General features: G+C 57.0%; 14 protein-coding genes. 13 read left to right on the forward strand and 1 reads right to left on the reverse strand.

The features are described 5' to 3' along the window. Positions 1-2: 2 nt before the first annotated feature. A complete protein-coding gene (locus ACA044_RS12980) occupies positions 3-821 on the reverse strand; it encodes a DeoR/GlpR family DNA-binding transcription regulator (protein WP_497446693.1) in 819 nt (272 codons plus the stop codon). 1,288 nt (positions 822-2,109) lie between these two features. On the opposite strand from ACA044_RS12980, the gene ACA044_RS12985 reads away from it, so the two are divergent. From ACA044_RS12985 to ACA044_RS13045, 13 genes are all read left to right on the forward strand, one after another. Further along, a complete protein-coding gene (locus ACA044_RS12985) occupies positions 2,110-3,078 on the forward strand; it encodes a sigma 54-interacting transcriptional regulator (RefSeq protein ID WP_497446694.1) in 969 nt (322 codons plus the stop codon). Between the two features lie 332 nt (positions 3,079-3,410). Then, complete coding sequence (locus tag ACA044_RS12990) at positions 3,411-3,617, forward strand: type III secretion system major pilin HrpA (protein WP_260954414.1); 207 nt, start codon at positions 3,411-3,413, stop codon at positions 3,615-3,617. Positions 3,618-3,685: 68 nt separating this feature from the next. Beyond that, entirely contained in the window at positions 3,686-4,561 is an 876-nt protein-coding gene (locus ACA044_RS12995) for a DNA-binding protein (protein ID WP_497446695.1), read from the forward strand. A 33-nt stretch (positions 4,562-4,594) separates the two neighbouring features. Then, positions 4,595-4,951, forward strand: coding sequence for a type III secretion system inner rod subunit SctI (sctI, locus tag ACA044_RS13000; RefSeq protein ID WP_497446696.1), 357 nt, complete (start codon positions 4,595-4,597; stop codon positions 4,949-4,951). A gap of 8 nt (positions 4,952-4,959) precedes the next feature. Next, positions 4,960-5,754, forward strand: a complete 795-nt coding sequence (gene sctJ, locus ACA044_RS13005) for a type III secretion system inner membrane ring lipoprotein SctJ (RefSeq protein ID WP_497446697.1) — start codon at positions 4,960-4,962, stop codon at positions 5,752-5,754. Continuing rightward, positions 5,751-6,329, forward strand: a complete 579-nt coding sequence (locus ACA044_RS13010) for a hypothetical protein (protein WP_497446698.1) — start codon at positions 5,751-5,753, stop codon at positions 6,327-6,329. Before sctJ ends, ACA044_RS13010 begins: the two co-directional genes overlap by 4 nt. 11 nt (positions 6,330-6,340) lie before the next feature. Then, positions 6,341-6,946 (forward strand): type III secretion system stator protein SctL, encoded by a 606-nt coding sequence (sctL, locus tag ACA044_RS13015; protein WP_497446699.1) that lies wholly within the window; start codon positions 6,341-6,343, stop codon positions 6,944-6,946. 86 nt (positions 6,947-7,032) lie between these two features. Then, positions 7,033-7,254: an HPr kinase gene (locus ACA044_RS13020; protein ID WP_007906128.1), complete on the forward strand. Its 222-nt coding sequence runs from the start codon at positions 7,033-7,035 to the stop codon at positions 7,252-7,254. Beyond that, entirely contained in the window at positions 7,241-7,657 is a 417-nt protein-coding gene (locus ACA044_RS13025; RefSeq protein WP_497446700.1) for a type III secretion system chaperone, read from the forward strand. Before ACA044_RS13020 ends, ACA044_RS13025 begins: the two co-directional genes overlap by 14 nt. Further along, positions 7,650-9,659 carry a type III secretion system outer membrane ring subunit SctC gene (gene sctC / locus ACA044_RS13030; RefSeq protein ID WP_497446701.1) on the forward strand — a complete coding sequence of 670 codons (2,010 nt, stop codon included), beginning with the start codon at positions 7,650-7,652 and terminating at the stop codon, positions 9,657-9,659. The genes ACA044_RS13025 and sctC overlap by 8 nt, the downstream gene beginning before the upstream one ends. A gap of 117 nt (positions 9,660-9,776) precedes the next feature. Next, positions 9,777-9,974, forward strand: coding sequence for an HrpT family type III secretion system protein (gene hrpT, locus ACA044_RS13035; RefSeq protein WP_497446702.1), 198 nt, complete (start codon positions 9,777-9,779; stop codon positions 9,972-9,974). Then, positions 9,967-10,320 carry a negative regulator of hrp expression HrpV gene (locus ACA044_RS13040; RefSeq protein ID WP_497446703.1) on the forward strand — a complete coding sequence of 118 codons (354 nt, stop codon included), beginning with the start codon at positions 9,967-9,969 and terminating at the stop codon, positions 10,318-10,320. The genes hrpT and ACA044_RS13040 overlap by 8 nt, the downstream gene beginning before the upstream one ends. A 320-nt stretch (positions 10,321-10,640) precedes the next feature. Further along, positions 10,641-16,286, forward strand: coding sequence for an AvrE-family type 3 secretion system effector (locus tag ACA044_RS13045; RefSeq protein ID WP_497446704.1), 5,646 nt, complete (start codon positions 10,641-10,643; stop codon positions 16,284-16,286). Positions 16,287-16,347 lie beyond the last annotated feature (61 nt).

Consider the following 16,347-nt stretch of genomic DNA (forward strand, 5'->3'; position numbering starts at 1 on the left):
CCCTACACGTTGCTATCGGAAGGCAACAACAGTTCGACACCCTGCTTGCGGATGCTATCGGCCGCGGCGGGGGTCAGCGCGTCGTCGCTGAGGATGATGTCGAACTGCTCGAGCCCGGCGATCCTGTACATGCTGAACGTGCCGTACTTCGAACTGCTCGCCACCAGCACCACTTGTGAGGCCGATTGCATCGCGACTTGCTTGACCTCCACCTTCAGCGCCGAAGGCGTGGTAAGGCCGCGACGCAAATCCCAGGAGCTGGTGGAGATGAAGGCGACATCGGTGACGACCTGGCGCAAGGTGGCCACCGCCAGACCGCCCACGCACGATTGATTGGAATGATCCAGCTGCCCGCCGGTATGAATCACCGTGACATGGGGTGCATCGATCAGCGCCTGGACAATCCCGAAGTCGTTGGTCACCACGGTCATGCCCGACAGGGCCTTGATGTACGGGACGATCTCCAGCGTGCTCGTCCCCGCATCCAGATAAATCGTCATATCGGCATGCAACAGTCGTGCGGCCAGCTTGGCCATTGCCTGCTTCTGCGGCAACTCGACCACCGCCTTGAACTGATGGCTGGGCTCGCTGTGGAGCTGGCTGGCGATTCGCACGCCACCGGTTACCGAGTAAGCACGGCCTTCCTGTTCAAGCAGCGCGATATCGCGGCGGATGGTCATGTGCGAACAGTCGAACATGTCCATCAACTGATGAACGCTCAGCACCTGATGCTTGCGCAACTGACGCAGCATCAATTCACGGCGCTGTTCAGGAATCATCGGTGCGCCGCTGTCGGCGGCGATGTCCTTTTGACTAGGCATTCGGGCTCCAGAATGAAGAAATCCGCTGACAAGGAACGCGGGGCAAACATAGTAGCGAATCTACGGTAAAGGGACGAGCTGTTGCGGATTGCTGTTCTTATGAAGCTGTGGTGAGTACAGAGATTTTCAGCGTGCCAGTTCGCCCACGCGCACTGATCGATATGATCAGCTGAGAAAGCCGCTATTGAGCATGACGTTATCATTTGAACATGTGACGGTGTAGCCGCTCATCACCGAGATGGCGGGTTAAAGCGACCTTGCGTCTCCTGAGTCACCAAGCCAGAACCTCCATCGTCCCGAAAGACGACGTGTCAAAAGAAATCGGCATAGTCCCTGCTGTTAATTGTGCTGACGCGTGTTTTTTCATGAGCCATAAAGGAGGCGGCCAAGGAGAAAATTGCCAGGAAGGAGCAGGACGACGAGTTGCCTGCGAGTCTGGGATCAGCCTTTCGATGTGAGCCGCCAAGCGCTCTTGATTTCAACCGCGCCTCACTCTTTGCAGCTGCCAAAACCCAGGCTTCGCCAGCGACTACAGATCGCGTTACGGCTTGACTGACTGGTATTAGGGCCCGGTATGGGCCATCGGAGATTGCCGACGATTGGCCCAGCGGTTAATCAGATCTTCACGTTACTCCCATTCGGAAAGTCTCCCATGTTGAGCCGATTGCGCGATGCCCGAACGAAGAGAGCGACTGCCTATTCCAGTTAATTGAATAAACACAATTACTCAATAGGTATAGTTCATGATGCGTGTCGATGATTTCGGCGGTAGGGTATTCGATTATAAGAGCTTGTTACTATGTCGTGCGTCAATAGTGTTCGTTACGAACAGTATTGTTCGTAGCGTCGTAAACTCTGGCTAGATTTATGTGAGTTATGCAGGAGGAAAGACACATAACCATTTAAAAAGCTGACAAAAACTAACATTTACTGATCCAGTCAAATACGAGCCCCGTTTTATTTTGTTAGACAATTTTTGTTTTTTTCGGGTTTAAGGCGCCAGCAAGCGAGCCGGGGTTATTGAGGTATTCATTCGGGGTTGGGGTGGGTTTGGTACGATTCTGATTTTATGAGAATTAATGATACTGGAATTGTTGCACTATGTTGGTGCGTCCGTTGTGAAAGGTTGGGATGTCGATTGAAGTTTGCTTATCATGTTCCCCGCTGGGCACTCAAGAATGATAAAAGAACTGAGGGCTTGCGGCAGTTAAAGCACATGATCGTATAAAAAGGCCCAGGTGGCAGAGGAGTTTCGTCATGGTTAATGAAAAGGATGGCGGGGGGCGTTATGGGAAATAACCATCCACAACAGGTGCATGAAGTACTAGATATTTGGGGGGCTTTACAGTCATTCATACGAACGGCCGCTCCTCTCAAAGTGGACATGATTCTTGAGGGGGAGACCGGTACCGGGAAAGACACGCTGGCGCGGCGTGCCCATCAACTCTCCGGACGTCCAGGGCCGTTTATCGCTCTGAACTGTGCCGCGGTGCCCGAGCAACTGGCCGAAAGCGAGTTGTTCGGGGTGATGGCAGGGGCTTTTACCGGGGCGCATAAATCTCGATCCGGTTACATCGAAGCCTCCGACAAAGGCACGTTATTTCTCGATGAGATCGACAGCATGCCGCCGCTATTGCAGGCAAAACTGCTCAGGGTGCTGGAGATGCGGGGTATCGAGCGATTGGGCTCGACTCGTTTCGTACCCTTGGATCTGCGCGTTCTGGTGGCGACGCAAACCCCACTGAAAACACTGGTCGAGCAAGGTAAATTCCGTCGCGACCTGTTTTTTCGCTTGAATGTGATCACCATCAAACTTCCGACTCTGCGCTCGCGACCTGACTTGATATTGCCCTTGTTCGAGCGCTTTGCCGAGGATGCGGCATTCAAACACGCCAAGCCCATGCTTCAAGCCGCGGCCGATTTGCGCACGCAACTGCTCAGCCATCATTGGCCGGGTAATATCCGGGAGCTCAAGGGCGCTGCAGAACGTTTTGTGTTGGGGGTTTCGCCCTTGCAGGGTGAGCATCATGCCTACGGTGAAAGTACGGTATTGCTGAAGCCCCAATTGAGATCGTTCGAGAAAGCGCTCATTCAGGATTCACTGCTTCGCCATTCCAAATGCATCGAGGCGGTTGTCAGTGAACTGGGGATTCCCAAGCGGACCCTTTATCACCGCATGAAAGCTTTGGATATCACCTCTACGAGCGAGTGGATGGGGGTGGAGTGCGTTTCTGAGCGGTGGCCAGGCACAGTCTAAAATCGTTCATGCACTGTTTTGGTTCTAAAACCTGGTGTTTATCAAACTCCCATTTAGAGGAGTTGATCTGATGGGATATGACAATCGTTAGAAATGCTCTTTTCTGACGGGAAGAATAGGCGTGCAAGACGGGAGTCACCCTGACACGCATTGATCATTGGCCCGACCAGACGACCTGTTCGATGGCTAATGATGGGGGCAAAGTGCCCTGGAGCACTATCGGCATTCTTTGTCTGCGAGAAACTTTGGAACCATTTTCTACGCGCCTCCACTCATTAAGCGAATGTCATGTCGATGTTCAAAAAAACCTTCAATGATCAGGAGTAATAACTATGGCTGGTGGTGCTTCCCTTGGCGCTTCGATGGCTGCAATGACTAAGATGGACGCAACTGCTGCTGCGACCACTACGATGAATGCTGAAGCGCAATCCAACAAAATGATGACCGATACCGTGAACGGCATTTCCAGTGCCTATCAGGACTCGGCAACTAAATCCCAGAACGCGATGCAGCAAACCGGTAAGGCCATCAACTACTAAGTTGACGACAGCCCTGCCCGTGTAAACGGGTAGGGCTATAGGGTCATCACTGTTAAGGAGTAGGACGCATGATTGCTTCTTCATTAAGTACTGCATCGTTGTCCAGTGGCTTCAATAACGTTGCCGAGTTCGACAGTAAGAACAGCGATACGGCCAGTAGCATCGCTTCTTTGCTGAGCGACGTGTTACTTGATAAAAAAGGCAGCGGCGCGACATTCGACCAGAAAAATCCTCTGGTCGCCATGGTCGCGGAACATATGGACAAGAACCCGGAAAAGTTCGGAAAGCCCGACGATGCCACTGGCAATGTGAATGGCTGGAAGGATGAGCTGGGAGAAGATGACTATCTCAGCGGCGATGAAAAGGAAGCCTTTGCCAAGGGGCTGGAGAGTCTGATTCAAGAGATTCTCGGTGATAGCGTGGGCAACGCCTCCGGTGGGTTCGGCAGCAACAGTACGCAGAACGACTCAGGCTCGCTGGACACCAATGACTTGTTGTCGGCCTTGCTCGGCGATCTGGGTGAAGAGACGCTCGGCAATCTGCTCAAGCCGACCGGCGATCCTGCTCGCGACAAGCGTGGCGAGGTGGCGTTCGAACCTGAAGACAAGGATGTGCTCAAGGAAGTGGCCCGCTTCATGGACATGCACCCGGAAGAATTCGGCAAGCCGGATGGCAAGTCGAAGGACTGGATGGGTGAGCTGTCCGAGGGTGATACCTACATGTCCCGTGCCGAAGGCGAGCAATTCCAGAAGGCCATCGACATGATCAAAGGGCAAGTCAAAGACAACGCTCAAGGTAACTCTCTGGCGGCAGACATGCCGAATGCCGGGCAGAACTTCTTGAACGGTGGCGCTGGCAATACGCTGCAAACCGACGCCAGCATTGCGGCCGGCAACGTACTTTCCGTGCTGGTCCAGCAGTCTTCCACCAGCGCCCGTGGTTAAGGGCAACACCCATGCCTTGGCAGGAGGAGTGTGATGGCGATTACACGCATAACAGGTAGTCACGCAGAGGTATCCGGTTCTGCAATAACGCCAGACGATGCTCCTGCCAAGGCAGACATCGCTTGGTTCAACGCCACCTTGCATCGGGCCGCCGAGAAACCGGCAAGCGCCGATCAGGTGGCTATCCCGGCCTCGCAGGCCTCGCTGTCGCTACAGCGCTTCAGCGATCGGGCCGCACGGGATCTGGATCGGGCGTCGAGGTCCATCGACCCGCAAGACGCGATGAAGGCCAACCGCTCGTTGTCCTCGTTTTATCTGGAGAGTTTGCTCAGCGCAAAAATCGTTAGCAAAGCCGCACAGAGCGTGGAAAAACTCACCAGTCTGCAATAGGCATGAATATGCGTCTTAGAGTAGTGAGGCTGGCAAGCGTCCTGCTGCTGTCGATGTCGATGGCTGCCTGTGGCGACCGCATGGAATTGCATCGTGGCCTTTCCGAGCAGGATGCCAATGAAGTACTTGCCGAGTTGTCGAACAAGCACATCGATGCACAGAAGCGCGTGGACAAAACCAGTGTGGCGGTCCTGGTCTCTGCGCAAGATATCTCGCGCGCAGTCCGGGTGCTCAGTGCCGTTGGTTTGCCGCGCGACTCGCATTCGAGCCTGGGCGATATTTTTCGCAAGGAAGGGGTGATCTCCTCGCCGCTCGAGGAACGGGCACGCTACATCTATGCGCTGTCGCAAGAACTGGAGCGCACGCTTTCGCAGATCGATGGTGTGGTGGTGGCGCGAGTGCATGTCGTGTTGCCTGAGCGCATTGCACCGGGCGAGCCGGTACAACCAGCCTCTGCGGCGGTCTTTATCAAACACCGCGAGGATTTTGATCCGGACAGTGTCGTGCCGCGTATTCGCAGCATGGTCGCCAGCAGCATCCCGGGTATGGCGGGCGCCGATGAAAAGAAACTGTCGGTCATCTTCGTGCCTGCTGAAACCTATCAAGCGCAGCCAGACATGGTCAGTTTCGGGTTGTTCGTCATTGCACGCGATCGGCTGGAATTCTGGCAATGGATTGCGCTGCTCAGTGCGGTGGGGTTGTTGCTGTTTCTGATCGGGTTATTCGCGCTGAACCCGGGGTGGCGTCACACCATTGTTGCTCGGCTCAAGTCCGACAAAGCGCCCTTGAGCGACCCTCGATGAATGTCGCAACAAGTCCCGAGCAATCGCTCAACTGGTTGCGCTGGTGGGCCTATGGATGGTCGCACGCCCATCCCAGCTGGCATCTGCAAGCGCGTATTGGCCTGGATGCCGAGCTGGCCGCGACGGTTGGCAATATTCGCTATTCATGGCTGAGCCACAGGCTGGACGTTGTTGCGTTGCCGGCGCAGAAGCCGCGTCCGGCCTTGCTGCGCTTGCTCCAGCTTTCGCCGCAGGGCCGGCAACGAGCCCTGGATCTGGCAGTGGCCATCTGCGGCGGGGACGAGTCGGGCCCGACCCTCGACGAAATCGGGCACACATGGTGTCGACGCATGGCCAAGGCGTTGCAACCAGGGTATTGGATGCCCGAAGGCTGGCGCCAGTACCCGCCCGAGGAGGCGGGTCTGTTGTTACTCAAGGCCTGGGCCGCAGAACCCACCTGGGAAAAACTGCGTCTGGGATTTCCTCGCGCCGCCGTCGAGGCGGTCGAGCGGATCACACTGCCAGCGATGCCATTGTCCAGACTGGATGCAGTGTGGGAGGCGGTCAGTTGGCATGTCTTTAACGTCACGGAGTAAGGGGATTGGACATGCTGGCCGTTCGCAAACTCACACTTGCCGCTGATTGCCAACTCATAGGCGAGCCACTGTTGCGTCGAGAAACGATAGACGATTGTTTGCTCGCGGGGCAGGTCCTGGAAGCTGCCCGAGAACAGGCACAAGGCATTCTCGACGCCGCGCTCACCGAAGCGCAGGTGTTGCGCGACGATGCCGCCGAGCAAGCACAGGCGCAAGTCTGGGAGCAAGCTCAAGCGCTGCTCGACGACTGGCAAGCGCAGCGCGAGCAGATGTGGGAAGGGTTGAATGAAACTGCTCGGCAATTGCTCGACGAAGCATTACGCACGTTACTGGGCGAAGTGCCTGAGCCGGCACGTATCGATGCCTTGTTACGCCATCTGAAAGCCGCTCAACCTGCTGACGAAGCCAGTGTGCTGCATTGTCATCCGGACCTTGCACAAATGCTCGCCGAGCGATTGCGTGTGCGTGGCCATTCGAACTGGACGGTACGCGCCGACCCGCAACTGCCCGCGGATGGTTTGAGCCTGCGTTCCGACAACGGTGACTTCAATCTGAGTTGGCAGGCCTTGCAGCGTTGGATTCTGCCAGAACAAGCGCGCCTCAACGGCTGTGCCTGAGTTTCGGTTGATCCATTGAGCATGCAATGGAACCGAAGTGAAGTGCCGTTCCACTCATCAGAGAGTCAAAGACCAGGAGTATCACCATGTTTTCTTTGGAAGCAATCCGACACCGTCTCGATAGCAATTTCGAGCGCACGCAACAACAGTTGGACAAATCTGCGGTAGAGATGGATGGCCTTTCCCCGGATGACTGGCACGCCTTCAACACCGCCATGCGTCAGACATCCACCGCCTCCTGGGCGGCAAATCAGGAGGTTGTGGTCAAGCACAACCTGGCCAAGGCCATTATCAATGAAATCCGCTGAGCTCACGCTGACGGTCGAGCGTTGGCTGGACAGTGGCGAGCATGAGCTGAGCCTGGCGGTCGATAGTGCCCGGATGTCTTTGCAGCGCCGTGGGGGAGGTGTGCTGTGCTGCGCGATGCTCAGCACAGTCTGGCGTGGCGACGATGCTTCGCTTGAGGCTGCGCTGCGTCTTTGCGGCCCCAGCCTTGGACGCTTTGCCGGTGCACTGGCGCTCGATCCGCAGGAACGTCGCCTCTGCCTTTTGCTCCGTCTGATGAGCGATGACAGTTCGGCAATCATCCGTGCACTGGAGTCACTGGCCAATCAGCGCGATGTCTGGCAATCGCTGCTCACGCAAGCCCCTGCGGCGGCGCCCCCTCGACGCGCGGACCGACCTACCTTGATGGGGAGACCCTATGTTTAAGCGACTTTGCTGGTTACCTCTGCTGGGTGCCCTGGCGCTACCGGCGATGGCTGGCGTTCCGGAGGATTGGCGCCAGACGGCCTACGCCTACGAAGCGGTTGAAACACCGTTGTCGACGGTGCTTGCCGACTTTGCCGAGTCGTTCGGTGTCAAGTTGAGCATGCATGGCGTTAACGGTGTCGTGAACGCGAAGATACGCTCGGCCAATGCCGAAGAGTTTCTCAACCGGTTGGCGCTGGAGCATCAGTTTCAGTGGTTTCTCTATAACGGCAAGCTGTATGTGAGCCCTCAGGCCGAACAGGTTTCTCAGCGCCTGGAAATTTCCGCCGATGCCGCGCCCGACTTGAAACAGGCCCTGACGGATATCGGATTGTTGGATAAACGCTTCGGCTGGGGGGAGTTGCCCGATGAAGGCGTGGTGCTGGTCAGTGGCCCCTCGAGTTACATCGAGTTTATCCGCAGCTTCAGCAAAGAGAAGGTCAAGCCTGAAGAGAAGCAGCAGGTCATGATGTTCCCTTTGCGTTATGCCTCGGTGGACGATCGGGAGGTTCGTTATCGCGACCAGAGCCTAGTGATTCCAGGCGTGGCCAATATGCTTAACGGTTTGCTCGACAGCCGACGAATACCCGTTACACCGGTGGGCTTTCAAGACAGCATACAGGCCTACCAGGGGCTGGCAGACATGGCCCGGGGGAAAATCCAGAGCCTGGCGGGCGAGCGAGAACCGGTCAAGCCTCGATCCGTCGCTACTTCGGCGAGTAAGTCGAACAAAAAGGTAGTGGCTGACTCACGCAACAATGCGCTACTGATCTATGACGATCCGCAGAAGCACGGTGTCTATGAGAAGCTGATCGAGCAGCTGGATGTTTCGCGTAATTTGGTGGAGATCGATGCGGTCATTCTGGATATCGATCGCACCCAGTTATCGCGTCTGGAGTCGCGTTGGAGCGCAAAGGCAGGGTCAGTCGGTTTCGGCAGTTCATTGTTGACGGGCGGTACGTCGACCCTTTTTATCAGCGACTTCAAGCGTTTCTTTGCCGAGATACAGGCCCTGGAAGGTCAGGGCGTCGCGTCGGTGATTGCCAATCCGTCAGTGCTGACACTGGAAAACCAGCCGGCGGTGATCGATTTCAGTCGCACCGTGTATATCACTGCCACTGGCGAGCGGGTGGCGAACATTCAACCCGTCACCGCCGGCACCAGTTTGCAGGTTATCCCGCGAACCATCCCCAATGGCGCGCAGAACCGTTTCCAGTTGATCATCGATATCGAAGATGGCCAGATCGAACAGAACGCCGACAGCACCACGCCCGGGATCAAGCGCAGCAGTGTCAGTACCCAGGCGGTCATCAGCGAGAATCGTTCGCTGGTCATCGGTGGGTTCCATGTCGATGAAAGCGGCGATCATGAAGACCGGGTTCCGCTTCTGAGCGATCTGCCGCTGGTGGGGCCGTTGTTTTCTTCCAAGCGCCGGGAAAACTCACGACGCGAACGGCTGTTCATCCTGACCCCGAGGCTGATTGGCGATCAAGTGGACCCGGCCCGTTACCTGGCTGCGGAGAACAAGCCACAGTTGGCGGCGGCGCTGGCGCACACCGGATCGCCGGGTAAGGACGCCCTGCTGCGCGATAAGCTGGCCAATGCTTTGGGTGAGTTGGTCAAGGGTCGTATTCCTGCCGGCGTCAACGCTGTATCTTCCGGCGCGGCGGTACGGGATTTGTGCAAGATCGGCGATCGACCTCTGGCGTTCAGGCCTGAAAAGGCCCAGTGGTTCGCGGGAGTCGACTACAGCGTTGCAGTGAGTGTGGTGCGCAACATAGGCAGACAGCCATTGCAGTTCGAAGAACAATCCTGTGCCGGTGCCCAGACGCTTGCGGTGACGGTCTGGCCGCATACCTTGTTGCAGCCAGGGGAGTCTGCTGAAGTTTTTATCGCCTTGCGTCCTGTTGCAGTTTCTGGTGTGCCGGGAATACCATCGAGAGTGTCATTATTGCCGTTGTGAAAAGACAATTGAGTTGATTAATTAATTATGATTCCATGTTGATGCCTGTCCAGGTGCTTCAATAATTAGTATTGCTATTGCAGGGTGGCAGGAGCGATGAAGGTAAGGAATATAAGTATGAAGGTTAACTGTTTTTCTTTTTTATTGATCGGGAGTCAGTTGTTTTTGAGTGGGTGTTCCTCCATGGGCACAACGAACTGCCATTCGTCTGATTGTGCAAGACCTGTGTCTAATGAGCAGCAGTTGAGTGTTTGGTGGTCACCGGCTTTACGCAACGGGCAGAGTGATTACAGTAGGGTGCCGCTGCATGAATGAAGTGATTGTCCGAAGCACCGATCAACAGAGTTTCATTACCCATGTCGGTGATGGACGAGCCAGTGTCTGGCAATGGGCTCCCGGTATAGAGCTTGTCTTTCGTGAGGAGGGCGTCGGTTGGGGCATTGCCTTGAATATTCGGCACAGTGCACAACGACCGAACCTTTTTTCCGATACGTTGAAGCGCCGCTTTGAAGATATAGAATCCTTCGATGGTTATTATATTTGCCTTGATAGCCAGCATACGTTCGTTATCTGGCATGCGCTGCCCAGCGAGCAGCGCTCCAGCGATACACTGGAGCAACTCTTGGCTCAGGTGCTGGAACTGGCGGGTCTGAAACACTGAGTCTGGCTCGGTTCCAGAAGGAACCGAATGCCATTATTTGTCCACTCATGAAGTGAGCCAGGCGCTTGTCTGGCAGCCGCTAACGATGGCGAGCCCCAATAAAACTATCCAGCACTTTTCGAGCGCTCTCTCCGCTTTAAAATAGGGAGTATGTGCACTTCAGGCAGGATGTTTCTGGATGTTTCTGGATATTAGTCGCGAATGACACAACATTTTAAATGTATCTATGGAGCTGGCTTGTCTGAACTGTCACTTATAAGTGAATACTAATACTGCTCCAGGATGGGGCTTGTCCCGGATAAAAATCAAGGAAGACAAATATGAAACTATCCCCCTTGGGTCAGGTGTCCAGTTCGGCTTCCGTGGATACCACGCAGCGAACCGGCGGCAGCAGCGATTTTCATCAACGGCCGGAACAACCGACCCAGCGCAGTTCACACTCACTGGGCAGCATCGGCAAACACTTCAGGAAAAAGCTCGGCAAGCTCCTGCATATAGGCTCTGCCACCGGCAGCCGTCCGAACGTTTCGGCAGCGGCTTCTGGCGCCGCCACCAGCGCCACCACCGCAACCCCAGCGCCAGCCATGGCCACTCCCGCCGCCCGCCGACCACCCAGCCACAACGCGCTAGGCGCGCAGCTTGAGCGCGCGCGTCAGGAGGAGAAAGCGGCCGGTAAAAAGCCGATGAGACAGGGCCAGGCGAGCGACGAGCCCTCGACGTCGGGGAGTGCAGAAAAAGATCCGAAAGCCTCGAACAAACCTCGGACCAAGCTGCTGTCGGGTGGTATGCACGAGCTGGTGACCACCCGCCCGCTAAAAAAAATGCCCGTCAAACTGGAGTCGGTTCCGGAAAACGATGTCGACCATGAACTTGCCACCCACCTGTCCAAACCGAAGGCGGCGGCGAACGGCGAACAGAGCGCTACCGATAAAAACCAGCGCAATGAGGCCAGCACTTCAAAAAGCCCGGCCACCATAGTCAGCGAGATCGAGGAAGTCGGCGAAGACACGGGCCTGCACGGCGCCAGCCTGGAAGACGGAAAAACCTCGGAGCAGGATGAACAGGCTGTCAAATCAGCACTCAAGGAAAGTCGCCGGGATGGTGGACGGCTGCAGGGCGGGGACAGTCTCGGTCGGTCGCTCAGCGATCAACTGGCGCCCACCGGTGCGCGAGCGCTGGCGAATGAGCCAGGCCCAAAGCTGTCACGCAGCAATGCCGGACGCTTCAACCATGGCATCGAGCTGCTGGAACGCACGAACAACCCGAAACAGCCCCTGAGCCTGGACCGCGAGGGCCAGTTGCAGGTGGGGCGCATGGACCCTCCGGCACTCGCCGACATCGTCCAGTCGAAGCTCAAGACCGCCAACAATTCGTTTGTCGCCCTGCACAGCGAGTTCGGGGCCGATAGCCATGAACATGTGCTGTTGGATAACAAGGGCAACCTGCTCCATCTCAAGCAATCCGATACCGCGACCACCTTGCTGCGCAGCAGCCAGACCAGCGACGCCCGACAGTTCCTCAAAGACTTCACCGATGCCGCCCCGCAGCTGCGCAATCAGAACGGCAGCCTGGGCCTGTACGGACAGAACACCCAGATCGGCAAGGAGATCCTGGACGCGCCCGGCAAGGCCCAATTCAGCCACTTGACCGGCGTACACGAAGACCACAACGGCCAGCAGCTGCGCCTGCATGACGACAAACTCTATCGCTTCGACCCGGCTACCAAGGGCTGGCAAGCGCATCCGGAACTTGCCGAGCGGACCTTCAGCGCGCTGAGCACCCAAGGCAATGGCAGGACCTATGGCCTGACCGACAAGGCGGTGGTCGACCTGAGTTCGGAAGACAATCGGCAATACCCGGTCAGTAACATCAAGGCCTTTTCCGTTAGCCGCGAGGGTGAAGCCGCCTTACTCCAGAACAAGAACGATAAACAAAGCCTCGGGCTGCTCGATCTGAGCGCCAATCCGGCCACGGCGCTCACCGCGAGCATCGACGTGAAGCTCGCCGATGACGCGGACGTCACCAGCATCGCCCTGACCAAAGACGCCCTGCTGCTCAGCGATACTCAGGGACGGCTATACAGTGTCGACCGCCAGCAACTGAGCGATGACCGCACCGAACTGTCGCTGACACCGGAGCAGGCAATCACGCACCCGGACGTCAACCTGGGGGGAACCCACCATGCCGAAGCGTTGATCGGTGACGACCAGGGCCAGGTCCATGCAATGATCAAGGATCCGGCAGGTCACACCCATGTCCTCCCGGTCGATACCGCCAGCGGCTCGCTCAAGCCTGGCTGGAACCTGACCGATGCCATGGTGCTGAACAACACCCGCGGCCTGCCCAATGTCACACCGACCCAAAGCAACACCTTCGACCTCGGCCGTCTCGGCAAAGTCGGCCTGGAGAACCAGCAAGTCCAGCGCTGGGACGCCGCCACCCGCGCCTGGGGCCATACCGAGATCAAGGATGTCAGCCATCTGAGTATCGGCCTCGATAGCCGGGCCTACATGATTCAGGACGGAACGCTGAAGAAGCTCGAGGTCAGCCAGGCCCCCGCGCCGCAATCCTTCGGTCGTGACTATGCGTTGTCCCAAGCGACCCAAACCACCCAAGTGAGCGCCGGCAGCGCTATCGCCGGGCTGGAGGGTCGCACCATCACCGCTTTCGCCATGGTCAACCCGGACCACTTCGTGGCCCTGGACGATACCGGCAAACTCACCGCCCACCACGAAAAAGGCGCGATGACCGAGCTGAACACCGAGGGCCTGAACGGGTCGATCAAGTCCCTGGCGCTGGACCAGAATTCAGACTTGTACGCCCTGAACGATCAAGGTGAAGCCTTCCAGATGGACAAGGAAGACTGGCAAGCCTCCGAGGCGAAACCGCGCCCCGAAGCGCAATGGAAAAAAATTTCCACGCCGGACGACGAACCGCTGGGCTCGTTGCGCACCGGCGATGACCAGCAATTGAATGCCACCCTGTTGCATGGCGACGATAAACCGCTGGCCCGGCAAAACAACCATGATTGGAAAGCGGTAGAACCGTCAGAAAGCAAGGATGTCCTCGGCGATTTGCATGAACGTCTCAATGATGGCGTCAAAACCAAGCGCATCCCTGGCACCGGTCTTACGGCGCGGTTCGCCGTCAGTGCACTGGGCCGGGGGGCGATGGAAACGAAGAACCGTGTCAGTACCAAAGAATTCATCACCGCCCATGTGTTCAAACCCACGCTGGAAATGCCACGCTGGATGAAGGCCACGGGTGACAGCCTGGTGCATACCGCCAAAGGCCGGGACGGTCTCAATGATGTCTACCAGGCCGAAGGCAAGCTCTTCAAAAAACTGGAGGCCATCGCTGACGCCGACACCCCGGTGCCGGCCAAGGGCGAAGACCTCAAGTCTCGGATCGCCAGGCTGGACCTGGGCCCGGAAGGCAAGGGGCTGGTTGAGCAACTCGAGGGGTTTCGCAGTGAGCTGGAAAACCATGCGTACAAGAGCACCGTGCATCTGGGGCAGGAATATGGCCAGCTGAAAACGCTGCCGTTTCGCCAATTCGAAGGGCTGCTCAATCAGCATGGGGAGTTCAATCCGCCCTCCAAACGGACGGCCCTGAGCATGGGCCTGTCCGATGTCGCGCGTAAGCTCAACATCAACAGTTCCGACCACAACCTGGTACAAGAGCTGCAGGGTGCCCTGAAAAAAATCGCCCCTTCGGATGAGAACCGCACCGGCGAACTGCTGGGCAAGCTCGAAGAAAAAGGCATGAATATCTCTCACCAGAAGGAAGAGATTCCCCTGGGCCGCCGACGCAATCCCAGTGACGACCTGGCACTGACCAAGGCCCGCCTGGCGCTGGATGTCGTGGCCCTCAAGGATTTGTCCGATCTGGTGGGCAAGATCGAAAACGAGCAAAAGGAAGCCCAGGCGCAAGCCCACCTGCAACAGCCTCAGCCGGCAGAGCCACCGCGGATGCGCACCGCGCAAATCATGGAGTACCGCGACGGGCTGCTGCAACTGCGCGATGTGCAGTACGAAGATCACCCGGTCAAGCAGGTCACCGACATGGGCTTCCGTGGGCATGCCAGCCTGGAATCGACCTATGACGGCATCAAGGCCTTCATCAATGGCTTCAGTAAAACCGACCATGCCACCAGTTCCAACCTGCGCGCCGCCACTGGCAGCACCACCCAGAAGGAACTGGCCGGAACGCTCAAGTCCGCGCTGAAACAGCTCGATCATGGCGATGATGAAATCAGCATACAGCGCAGCTATGGCGCGAGCCTGTCCCCCCCTTTCGTCGGCCTGATCGGTAAACCCTTCGGCCCCTTTCCAAACGGCGGTGTCGGCGCGGCTCGGACCTATACCATGGGTGCCTTACGTGATAAAGAAGGCATCGTCGTCTACATGACGCGTGACGGTGCACTCTCGGGTACGGCTGGGGTAGGTGCGGGCAGGGACATACTGAGCAAGCTCACACACAAGGAGTCCAACAGCAAACCGATAGGCAACGATCGCGAACTCCAACCAGGTGTGCGTATGGATGCAGGTCTGAGCGCTACGGCCACGAGTACCCTAAGCAATGGCCTGCAGTTCAAGATTGCCGATGAAGATATCGACAAATTCGTCGACAATATGATCTCGGGGAAGACCACCCCCATGGAGTTGATGAAAAGCGGCTATTCCCATGAGGTACAGCGGGCGAAACGCTTCAACTTTGACGTGAACCTCACCGCCGGGGTTGATGGACGTGTCGGGGTCGGTCTCAGTAAGGCCGGCAGTACGCCGTTGAACGCAGCGGCCCGCGTCATAGGCGGGGCTAACGTCAGCGTAAACCTGCTGAACTACAGCGACTATTCAATGAAATCGACTTCGGATAACGCTACCGTGCGTGAGTCGGGCATGAACCGTCCACGCTTTTTGAACAAAGCGACCGCCAGTGCTTTCCTTCGCGCTCAAGTCGCCGGTGGACGCACGATCGCACCGCCTGCCCCTGCTCCCGGCAGTGGCGCAAAAGCCCCCCTTCCCGGAGGTCTGGGTATCGCCTCCACGCCGGAACTCATTGGATCGATGAGTGTGGAGTCGAAAACCTCCAAGATGGTCAACTTCAAGTTCAAGGAAGCGCAGTCCTTGAAAGAGGAGGACATTGGAAAAGTCTCTGACACTTTGAAAAGCGCCTTCAAGGACAAAGCCACTCAGAATGAGCTGGCCCGGCTCAGCGAGCAGTCGAAAGCGCCTGAGTTGGCAGTAGATCCAGACAAGGCTGTTGAGTCGCATCTGGAGGGGCTGGATAAACACTTCGCCAACAAGCAACCCGAGAATGACGAGCAGCATGCGGCTCTGCGCGCACTGACCAAGGCCGGTCACCGGCATGTCGCGGCCAAGGAGCATCACAACCTGCTCGAAGGTGCCATGTTCGAAAGCGCTTACACGAACCTGTCACGTCTGGATGAGAAAACCCTCTTGACTCAACTGGCGTCCGGCGTGAATCCAAATCATGTCGTAAGCAATGCTGAACGTATCGCCGAGTTCATGGAGAAAGACCCGAAATTGAAAGCCCTTATCGGGCACCTTCAGTCCACCAGCGGCACTGTCGCCCGCGTCAGGCATGAGCTCAAGGACAAAGCGACCGATACCGTAGATATCGGCTCGAGGAACGGCACCATTACCCACGGCGACCTGGCCACGATGCTCGGTAACCGCGACAACACGCGAATCCAGTCCATCATGGTTCTTCACGGTGTGACCCAGCCGGAAAGCTTCAGCACGCCGACACCGCTCATCAGTGCCGCCAGTAGCTCGTCCCTGACGGTCACCAAGACACTCGGCAAGATCAACTTCATCTACGGTGCGGATGAGAGTATGCCGAAGAGCTATACCCTTGATGGCGATATCGCGAGAACCAGGACAAGCGAAAAACAACTATTGAAAGAGTTGAAAGACGCAGATCTGCATCTCAAGAGCTGACCCAACAACAAGTGCGTACGCTTGATCCCGGCAGTACAAGCGTACGCGCTGTCACCGAGTT

The sequence above is a fragment of the Pseudomonas sp. LBUM1673 genome, from assembly GCF_059695645.1.